Below are 10055 nucleotides of genomic sequence, written 5' to 3'. Positions count from 1 at the left end.
AACCGCACCGGCTTTGAGTAATTTCGCCAGACCGTAATCGCCATTGCCTGCGTTGTTGCTGACAATCGTTAAGTCTTTAATGCCGAGTTGAATTAAGCCATCGATCAGTTCTGCAGGTTGTCCTGCTGTACCAAAACCACCAATCATGATGGTTGAGCCGTCGGTGATTTGGGATAAAACTTCGTGAATTGAAGTCGAGGATTTATTGATCATGTAAAGCACCCATACATGGATTTCGGATCTGCTTCATTCGTGCAAATATCAAAAGTCGAAAAGGGGAGTTGGAAATTAAAAAATTGCAGTGTTAATTGGAAACTGAATGGAATGAGCCAAGCATTCTCTTAGCTCATTCTGGTTTGAATCATTTAAGCGTTACGCTACTGCGCGACGACGATCTACTTCAGTTGAAGGTGCAGAAGCCGCATCTTTAACCAACTCAATATTGAACGTGATGTGTTTAAACGGTTTATCTAAACCACGACGTTGAATTTCAGCAGGATCCGTTACATCAACAGCAGTTGCCACTAAGCCATCACGGGTTGCGAAAGCAAAGTCATCCCAAAGGTATTTGTCACCTTCAATGTTGAATTGAGTCGTGAGCTTACGGAAACCTGGGGCAGAGACAAAGTAGTGCACATGCGAAGGACGGTTACCATGACGACCTAATTTATTTAGTACCGCTTGAGTGGTGCCTTCAGGAGGGCAGCCGTAACCGACTGGCATCGTGGTTAAAGCGGTATATTGACCTTCTGCATCGGTCAAAATGGTACGACGTAAATTAAACTCTGATTGAGACTTATCAAAGAAAGAATAGTTGCCCATGCTGTTGGCATGCCACATTTCGACTTTGGCATTTTCAATGATTTGACCATCCGCATCACGGACAATACCTTCAATGATTAAAGTATCGATTTTGTCTGATTCACTGCCATCATCCATACGAGCAAAGCCTACGGTTTCAGGTGCGCCTGCAACATATAATGGACCTTCAATGGTACGAGGTGTACCACCCGTCACGCCTGCTTTAGCATCAGCTTCGTCAGCACGTAAATCTAAATAATGCTCTAAACCTAAACCTGCGGCCAATAAGCCTAATTCGTTGGCTTGACCTGCATCAGTGAAATATTCCAAACCTTTCCAAACTTCTGAAGGTTGAATATCTAAATCTTCAATGGCTTGGAACAAGTCGCCAAGCAGACGAACAATAATTTGCTGAATGCGTGCATCAACAGGTCCTTGTGCCGTATCGACATTCATTTGCTTAACGAGAGCATCAATTTGTTGACGGTTCATACTATATCTCCTGAAGTATGTAGATTATGCGTGGCATTATTATTGGCTATTGTTTTAGCTGGTTTTTTTAATGCCACAGTCCTTGTTGCTATTGAAATTCGGTTTTATTGTGCTACAGCTTTAAGCTTTATGAATCATCCTCACGGATGGAAGATGGGTGACGATTTAACGGCATCACCTCAATGTTCATAAATGGATAAAGCGGCAATCCTTGTAAAATGTTGTGCAGCTCTTCATTACTTTCAACATCAAAAATGCTGATGTTGGAGTACTGACCTGTTATACGCCAGATGTGTCGCCATTTTCCAGCACGTTGCAATTCTTGCGAATATGCTTTTTCAATGGCTTTCACTTCATTGACTTTTTCAAGTGGCATATCAAGCGGAATATGCACATCCATGCGTACGTGAAATAACATTTACAGCTTCCTTATCTTTGCGTCGTAGTTGTTCAATTTTGTCTTCGTCAATTTCAATGCCTAAACCTGCACCCGTTGGCAGATGAAGTTCAAAGTTTTCATAACGAAGTGGCGTTTTTAAAATTTCTTCGGTTAACAGCAGTGGACCAAATAATTCGGTGCCAAATGCCAACGATTCAAAAGTCGAGAAGGCATGCGCAGAAGCGATACTGCCAATCGGACCTTCGAGCATGGTGCCGCCATATAAATCGATGCCAGCCAGTCCTGCAATTTTGGCCACTTCACAGGCTTCCAGCAGACCACCCGATTGTTCAATCTTGACTGCAAACACATCTGCACCATGACTTTTTGCAATGCGATAAGCACTGTCAGGTCCTGTTAATGCTTCATCGGCCATAATTGCCACATCAAAGCGTTGCGTTAAACGCGCCAGAGCATCCGTATTTTGAATCGCGCACGGTTGTTCAATCAGGTCGATACCACCATCCTGAAGTTGCTGAATACCACGAATACATTCCAGTTCAGACCAAGCACGATTGACATCAACTCGTACACTAATGTCTGCACCTAAAGCCTTTTTAATCGCAATGACATGGTCGACATCTTGCTGTAACGGACGTGCACCGATTTTGAGTTTGAACACCTTATGGCGCTTCAGCTCAATCATTTTTTTCGCTTCAGCAATATCTTTTTCAGTATCACCTGAAGCCAGTGTCCACAGTACAGGTAAGCTGTCACGTAAACGACCACCGAGTAATTCACTGATCGGTAAGCCTAAACGCTTGGCTTGAATATCCAGCAGTGCCGTTTGAATGGCGCATTTGGCAAAACGGTTACCATTAATATTTTTACGGATCAGTTTTAAGGTTTGAGCAACATTTAGCTCTTTTACTGAAGTCAGTAATGGTGCAAAGTAAGTATCAATATTGGCTTTGACACTTTCTGGGCTTTCTTCGCCATAGTTCAGCCCACCAATGGTGGTGGCTTCGCCCCAACCGATAAAACCATCCGTGGTTGTAATTTTTACCAGAACCAGTGTTTGTATACGCATCGTCGTCACAGACAGTTGATGCGGGCGGATCGTTGGGATATCCACGAGTATAGTTTCTATGCTTTTATACATGAAGTTTCAACTGTTTCGAACTTGTTTGTATACCATAGAAGAATGTAATCACCTAAAATAGATATGGAATGGTATTTAAAAATACTAAAAAGGTATGTTAATGGAATTAAGACACTTAAGATATTTCGTGACCGTAGTTGAGGAGAAAAGCATCACCAAAGCTGCGGAAAAGTTGTTTATCGCCCAGCCGCCATTAACGCGCCAAATTAAAAAATTAGAAGAAGAACTCGGGATTGATCTGTTTGAAAAAGGCTCTCGACCTTTAAAAGCCACTGAGGCAGGTTTATATTTTTATCAGCATGCGGTGCAGATTTTAACCCATGCGGCACAAGCCACCAGCATGATCAAGAAAATCAATGCGGTGAATACCAGTGTCAAAATTGGCTATGTGAGTTCATTGCTCTATGGTTTATTGCCGCAAATCATTTATTTATTCCGACAAAAAAATCCAGAGATTCAAGTCGAATTGATTGAATGTAGCACCCGAGATCAGGTCGAGGCGCTAAAGCTCGGTAAAATCGATATTGGTTTTGGTCGATTGCCGATCAGTGATCCTGCCATTAAAAGGCTATTGCTTCGCAAAGAAAAATTGAAACTGGCGATTTTTAAAAAGCATCCTTTGAATGATTTTCAGGATAAAGGGGTGTATTTATCACAAATTGTGAATGAAACTATTTTTTCTTATCCGAATACGCCAAAACCCAATTTCTCGACCACCATTCAAGCCATGTTTACCCAATTGGGCTTAATTCCAACCAAGTGGACAGAAGTACGTGAAATCCACATGGCTTTGGGGCTGGTGGCATCTGGAGAGGGTGTGTGTCTCATTCCTGAAAGTGCCTGCGAAATTGGCATGAAGAATGTGGAGTATCTGGATATTTTGGATTTGGAAGCCTATAGCCCGATTTCATTGTCGATGCGCAATATGGATCAGAGTACGTATATTCCTAAAATTTTGGATTGTATTGAAGAGATTTATCGTACCGAGAATATTTCTAAAAATTTGGATTAATCAAAAATGCCTCATCATGGATGAGGCATTCAAAAATTTGTTCGATGTGTCGGTTTTCTTTCTCCTGAAGGGAGAAAGAGGGCATAAGCAGACATGAAAAAATCATAAACCACGAGAACTAATCAGACAAATCTAGCTGTAGTTATTACCGTGCTGAAATCTGCTTCATCTTCTCGTTGGTTTTCCTTCACGATTTGAATTAAACGCGAGTAGTATTACTTTGTAAAAACTTTTCACTATACAGTCGATAATCTTGTAAGTCATGTTCATCCAGCCAGCTTTTCACCGCTTCAATCATCGGTGGTGGACCACATAAATACATGTCAAATGCTTGCTCCGCCAATTGATCCTGATTCAAATGTTCGTGAATAAAACCCGCTTTACCTTGCCACGTGTCTGAAGCTTTGGTCACAATTGGGTGATAGCTGAAATTAGGGAACTGTTCACCATAAGCATGTAGGCGTTGTTGCTCACATAAGTCAGATTCAGTATTCACACCGTAATACAGTTGAATCGGCGGGGTATTCGGTTGTTCAACCAAATTGTCGAGCATGCCTAAAAATGCCGACAAACCTGTACCACCTGCGACAAAGACCAGCGGACGTTGTACTTCTCGTAAATAGAAACTGCCTAAAGGCGCTTCAATCTGCAGGGTTTGACCAATCTGGCAACGCTCACGTAAGTAGTTGCTCATCACGCCATCGGGCAACAGTCGAATCAGAAACTGTAACTGGTTATTGGCATTGGGGCGGTTGGCAAAAGAATAGGAACGCCAATCTTCAGTCTCTGGAATTTGTAGTCGAGCATATTGCCCAGGTAGATATTGCAGTTGCGATTTAAAGCTGCTTGCATCCAAATGCAAAATGGCAGTGGTTTCCGAAACCAGTTCTACCGCAGTTACTGTGGTTGCAATACTGAGGCTTTCACCCGCATTACAAATACTCGAATCATGATCAAAATAAAATGCAGCATCCGATTGAACTCGGGTTTGGCATGCCAGCATTTTACGTTCTGCCAAATCACGTTCCGTTAAGGCATCTTCATCGACATAGTCTTGTGCATACATGCCAGTTTCGCATTGTCCCTGACAAGTTCCACAAACGCCTTCACGACAATCCAACGGCAATTTAATGCCTTGACGAACTGCTGCATCGAGCAGCAATTCATCTTGATTCACTGAAATAAAAAAGGTTTTGCCATCGGCAAAATTCAGTGCAACAGAATGTTCCATGCGCTACTCCTTAGATGTGGTAGAAGTCGAGAACGGAATCAATTTTGTCATTCAGCAAAATACTGTGCTGACGACGAATTTTGAAACTTTGTTCTGTTGGACGCAGCAGGTAAGTGGCATGCCCGTAAAAAGCACCTTCTAAACCTTGACGGTTATACAGGGTATGCCAAGCGACTTTGGCTTCAACCAAACCATCTTCACGGGTGTGCACTTGCACATTGTTAATGCTGTGAAAAGTCCGTGGTAATGGGCTGGCAGATGCGGCTTTTCCTGTACGAATGCGGAATACACGGTCTTCTAAACCTGAGCGATCTGGATAGTAAATATAGGACAAGCCTTGATTCGGATCTTGCACATAATTGTGGTCATCAATCCACTGCGGAATATGGTATTCACTGTCTTCATCATAAAGATCGAGATAGGCATCCCAGTCATATTTATCGCAAAATTCTGATTTTTTATATAAAAATTGAGAAACTGCAAATTGGAGTTCTTGTGACATGGTTACACCTCATCCATTTGGTTTTGATTCTGGAAGGTAATATCGAGCATTTTCAGCGACTTTTTCTTGAAGCCATCCAGCATCAGGTGTTGCCAGTGACCATGCTGATTAACATACAAACCTTCATGGGTAAATTCACGTCCAGTGATGACGGGTTCAATGCCTAAATCAATCGAGTTTTTGGTTGGACCGTATTCCCAAGCGTGATAACCACGTGAAATATCACTCCAGCGTTCAAGTCGTGCTTGGAATCCTTTTTGTTGTTCGCGGAATTCCACCAAGTCATCAGGTGTACCCAAACCAGAAACATTGAAGAAGTCTTCAAACTGGCGAATACGGTTGCGACGCGCTTGTTCAGATTCACCTTTCACGCCAATACATTGACTGATGACTTCGGTTTTGTTCCAAGCGACTGGGCGCACAATGCGGAGTTGCGAGCTGATTTGATCCATAAAGAACAAGCTCGGGTACAGGTTCAAGTTTCTTAAACGATGCATTGCCCATTCCGCGTATTTTTGCCCGTACTTTTCTTGCATATACGGCATTACCGTTTCATAACCAGGGCGTACAGCAGGGTTTGGCATATCACTGAATAACACCGTGTGACCGTTTTTAAAACTAAACCAACCATCGTCAGTTTCAGCATCACCAGCCCCTAATTTACTGTAATCAAGGGTATCCATTTCTCCGCCTTTGGCGGCATTGACCTGTTGACGGTGCTGTACAGTGGACACGTAGTTATAGTGAACGGTGCTGACATGGTAGCCATCCAAGCCATTTTCATTTTGCAATTTCCAGTTGCCTGCAAAGGTATAGGTTGATTTGCCTTGCAGGACTTCAAGTTCACCTGTTGGTGATTGGTTCACCATTAAATCGAGGAAGATTTTGGCATCGCCCAAGAAATCTTCTAAGCTATCCGTTGCTTGCGTATCTAGACTCACAAAGACAAAACCCCGGTAACTCGCAATGCGTCCTTGTTTTAGTCCACGGGTAGATTTATCAAAATCTTCACAATATTCATTCGGGGCTTTGACTTTGACCAAGCGCCCATCAGATTTATAGCACCATGCGTGGAACGGGCAGGTAAAGGTCGATTGATTGCCTTTGGCAACGCGGGTCAGAGTTGCACCACGGTGTTCGCAAGCATTGACCATGGCGTGTAATTCACCATTGCCATCACGGCTGACAATAATGGGTTGGCGACCAATTTGTACGGTTAAAAAATCATGTTTGTTGGGAATTTCACTTTCATGGCAGGCATAAATCCAGACCTTTTCAAAGATGAATTCCATTTCCAGATCGAACAGTTCTGGTTGGGTAAACATATCTCGTGCGACACGGAAAACACCGTCTTGTGGGCGGAAGTCGATGCATCCATCCACCAAGTCATTCCATTGTTGTAAATTCGATGAGGTCATGTGCTCAATCCTTCTGTCAATCAGCTTTAGCTTGATTGAAACGCGATTGAGCGCTTGCCTCTATCCACTTTTTCCAGATGTTTATCCAGTCTGTGCAGCTTTCATGCAGTGCTGAACATGCAAGATTGGACTGGGGGAAAGGCGGTGAGACGGATTAATGTGAAGGCATGATCAGGTTCAGTTGTTGCAGCATAATATGGACATATTTATGGACGTCATCTTTAAAAATCATATATTGCAGGGCTAAGCCATAACTTAAAGAAATAATTTCTAGGAGTTTGGCTTCACGTTGAACCGATTCTGCTGCTGAAAAATTAGGAATGAGTTGCAGTAAAACTTCTAGAATCTGCGATCGATGTTGCTGCCAGACCTGTTGGTATTCATTAGAAAATACTTGGTCACGTGCTGCATACAATTGCAATTCAATGGAAATTTTTAGCCATTCATCATTCTGAAAAAAATCAATTAACCACTGTTCAAGTGCCGCCATTAAACCCGCTTGCGGCAAATGTGCTTGCGTAATCATTTTCTGTAGTTGCTGGTTTTCTTGCTCAAACTGAATTTTCAGTAAGGTCAATAAGAAATCTTCTTTGTGCTCAAAATTAGAGTAAAAAGCACCTTGAGTATAGCCTGCATATTTTGAAATATTCCGAATAGAGACCGCACTATAGCCTTGTTCGGAAATAAGGTGAAAGCCTGCTTCAATCAACTGATTTCTGGTCTGAATCTGTTTTTCATCGCGCGAAATTTTTGCTGGTTTCATAAATTAATTTGTACTTCAGATATCACTTGATATCTTAAATTGGATGCGTTATTTTTGCTAGGTGTATTTCAGATAACAGGTGATATCTGAAAAAAGTGTTTGTACTCCCTTAGAGAAGAAGATGAATAAGCAGCTGAAAAGAAAAATCGTGGTGATTAACGCCCATCCATCATCAACCAGTTTTAATCATGCTTTAATGCAAGCCTATATTGAAGCCGTGCCTTCTGATGTTCAGGCTGAAGTCATTGAAATAGGGAAATTAAATTTTGAACCTAACTTAAAATTTGGTTATGAACAGCGGATGGAACTTGAACCTGATTTACAAGCCGCGTGGGAAAAAATCATCAGTGCGGATCATCTGGTTTGGATTTTTCCTGTGTGGTGGGGCGGCTTACCTGCAGTCAGTAAAGGGTTTATTGATCGTTTATTTCTTCCTAGCCAAGCCTTTAGCTATCTCGAAAACAGCAATCGAATTCGAGGACATTTAAAAGGTAAAACAGCCAGAATCATTACCACTTTAGATCAGGCGGGTTGGACCTATAAATGGTATTTTGGCGAACCGAGTACACGACAACTCAAAGACACTACATTGAAGTTTTGCGGTGTCGGATCGGTGAAGACGCATTATTTAGGTCCTGTACGGGATTCGAGTATAGCGCAGCGTCAAATCTGGCTGGCATTCATGCAGGAACTGGCTCAGCTTGATTATAACAACTTGCTCAAAAAGTCAGATCAAGGCGTAATGCAGCGACTGCGACTGTATTGGAGTAATTAAATACATTGCAAGAGTGGGGAAAGCATCGATTTCAGACAAACTTTAGTTCCGCTTCTCACTTTTACACCATCGAAAACCCTATCTGCAATTACCGTTATAAACCAAATTTTTTGCGGTAACGCCATAAACTGGTACGGCTAATGCCCAAGGCTTGAGCTGCCAAACCTAAATCATACTGATATTTTTTGAGGGTTTGTTGCAAGGTGTGGGCATCAATTTTGGTTGAATTGAGGAGAGCTGCTTGTTCAATTGCTTGCGGCTCAGATTCAGCATCTTGTAGTCCATGAATAATCTCATCGGGTAAGTCAGATACATCAATTTCGGATCGTCCATTTGCCATTGCCAGCGCATACAACAAGGTATTCTTCAGTTCACGCACATTTCCCGGCCAGTCATAGTCCATTAAAGTTTGCAGGGCTGTTCCAGAAAGACGCGGAACTTGCGTAGAGGTCCGATGTTCATTCAGTAGAAATTCAGCAATTAGAGGAATATCTTGTTTACGTTCTCGTAAGGGCGGTACGAAGATTGGAATGACCCTTAAGCGATACAGCAAGTCTTGTCGAAAGCGTCCTGATTTTGCTTCTTCACGCAGTGCACGATGGGTTGCGGCAATAATCCGGACATTGGCTTTTAGGGATTTCTCTCCACCTAATGGGGTAAATTCGCCTGTTTCCAGTACCCGTAATAATTTTGCTTGCAGTTCCAGTGGAATCTCGGCAATTTCATCCAGAAACAAAGTGCCGCCAGCAGCACGTTCAAACACGCCTTTGTGTTCACGAATGGCACCAGTAAAGGCACCTTTCACATGTCCAAATAGTTCACTTTCCAATAAACTGGCATTCAGTGCAGCACAGTTAATCGCGATAAACGGATGCTTTCTTCTTTGACTATAATCATGAATGGCTTGCGCCACGAGTTCTTTACCACTGCCAGATTCACCCCGAACCAACACAGGAAATTCGGTAATTGCTACCCGTTCAATAATCGAGAACATGTGTTGCATAGCGCTTGACTGGCTATGAAAGGTCTCTGCGAGAGATAACAGTTTTTCAGCTTTGGGTTTTACGCTATTTGAAGTAACAGGTTGGAATAGAAAAATTTCACCCGAAAATGCTTGGTCAAGCACTTCAAGTTTTTTTCGGGTCAACAAATAGTGTGAAGCGGATTCAGCGAGTTGAACCATTCCAGCCTGCTGTTCAGTATTCAGAATAGACGTTTTTAATGCAGCAATGGTTTTTTTATTCAGCTCAGAGGTGCCATATTCATAAATAAAGTCTTGGCTGTGCTGTTCCAGAATCAAGATTAAAATTTCATCAATAAGACTTTGTAATTGTTCTAAAAATAATTCTAGCTGAGTTTGTAAAGCAAAACTGAGGCTCGGCATGATGTTTCACTATTTGTTTCAGTTGTTTCTTATTGAAACATAATATGAAACAAGGATGAAATACGTAGAATGTTAGAAATCATAAATTAATTCTTAATATATTGTTTTTTATTAATATAATTAAAAAAGCTAAAAG

At 42.0% G+C, this 10055-nt stretch carries 11 protein-coding genes; 2 read left to right on the top strand and 9 right to left on the bottom strand.

The window, feature by feature from the left end; translation table 11 throughout:
- The 4 genes from GWK51_RS13000 to GWK51_RS12985 all read right to left on the bottom strand — a co-directional run.
- Nucleotides 1–213, bottom strand: a 213-nt coding sequence (locus GWK51_RS13000) for a CoA-transferase (protein ID WP_328703740.1), incomplete at its 3' end; no start/stop codon positions are given.
- Nucleotides 214–372: 159 nt separating this feature from the next.
- Complete coding sequence (gene catA, locus GWK51_RS12995; RefSeq protein ID WP_100241806.1) at nt 373–1293, bottom strand: catechol 1,2-dioxygenase; 921 nt, start codon at nt 1291–1293, stop codon at nt 373–375.
- 127 nt (nt 1294–1420) lie between these two features.
- The gene (gene catC / locus GWK51_RS12990; protein WP_161934031.1) at nt 1421–1711 is read right to left on the bottom strand and encodes a muconolactone Delta-isomerase; all 291 of its coding nucleotides are present in this window, start codon (nt 1709–1711) and stop codon (nt 1421–1423) included.
- Complete coding sequence (locus GWK51_RS12985) at nt 1671–2834, bottom strand: muconate/chloromuconate family cycloisomerase (RefSeq protein ID WP_100241804.1); 1164 nt, start codon at nt 2832–2834, stop codon at nt 1671–1673. The genes catC and GWK51_RS12985 overlap by 41 nt, the downstream gene beginning before the upstream one ends.
- 100 nt (nt 2835–2934) lie before the next feature.
- Between GWK51_RS12985 and GWK51_RS12980 the strand changes: the two genes are divergently transcribed.
- Nucleotides 2935–3846 carry a LysR family transcriptional regulator gene (locus tag GWK51_RS12980; protein ID WP_161934030.1) on the top strand — a complete coding sequence of 304 codons (912 nt, stop codon included), beginning with the start codon at nt 2935–2937 and terminating at the stop codon, nt 3844–3846.
- 199 nt (nt 3847–4045) lie between these two features.
- Here GWK51_RS12980 and antC read toward each other — a convergent pair whose 3' ends face one another.
- The 4 genes from antC to GWK51_RS12960 all read right to left on the bottom strand — a co-directional run bounded on the left by antC (nt 4046) and on the right by GWK51_RS12960 (nt 7760).
- Nucleotides 4046–5077 (bottom strand): anthranilate 1,2-dioxygenase electron transfer component AntC, encoded by a 1032-nt coding sequence (antC, locus tag GWK51_RS12975; protein WP_161934029.1) that lies wholly within the window; start codon nt 5075–5077, stop codon nt 4046–4048.
- Between the two features lie 10 nt (nt 5078–5087).
- Nucleotides 5088–5579 carry an anthranilate 1,2-dioxygenase small subunit gene (gene antB, locus GWK51_RS12970; RefSeq protein ID WP_161934028.1) on the bottom strand — a complete coding sequence of 164 codons (492 nt, stop codon included), beginning with the start codon at nt 5577–5579 and terminating at the stop codon, nt 5088–5090.
- Between the two features lie 2 nt (nt 5580–5581).
- A complete protein-coding gene (gene antA / locus GWK51_RS12965) occupies nt 5582–6997 on the bottom strand; it encodes an anthranilate 1,2-dioxygenase large subunit (protein ID WP_161934027.1) in 1416 nt (471 codons plus the stop codon).
- 154 nt (nt 6998–7151) lie between these two features.
- A complete protein-coding gene (locus GWK51_RS12960) occupies nt 7152–7760 on the bottom strand; it encodes a TetR/AcrR family transcriptional regulator (protein ID WP_161934026.1) in 609 nt (202 codons plus the stop codon).
- Nucleotides 7761–7881: 121 nt separating this feature from the next.
- Between GWK51_RS12960 and GWK51_RS12955 the strand changes: the two genes are divergently transcribed.
- Nucleotides 7882–8535 (top strand): NAD(P)H-dependent oxidoreductase, encoded by a 654-nt coding sequence (locus GWK51_RS12955; protein ID WP_161934025.1) that lies wholly within the window; start codon nt 7882–7884, stop codon nt 8533–8535.
- A gap of 94 nt (nt 8536–8629) precedes the next feature.
- Here the strand turns inward: GWK51_RS12955 and GWK51_RS12950 are convergent, their stop codons facing one another.
- A complete protein-coding gene (locus GWK51_RS12950; protein ID WP_161934024.1) occupies nt 8630–9919 on the bottom strand; it encodes a sigma-54 interaction domain-containing protein in 1290 nt (429 codons plus the stop codon).
- Nucleotides 9920–10055 lie beyond the last annotated feature (136 nt).

Source organism: Acinetobacter kanungonis (assembly GCF_009939195.1).
GTDB lineage: Bacteria > Pseudomonadota > Gammaproteobacteria > Pseudomonadales > Moraxellaceae > Acinetobacter > Acinetobacter kanungonis.
The sequence above is the reverse complement of the archived record's forward strand: the minus strand, read 5'-3'. Positions and strand labels throughout refer to the sequence as shown.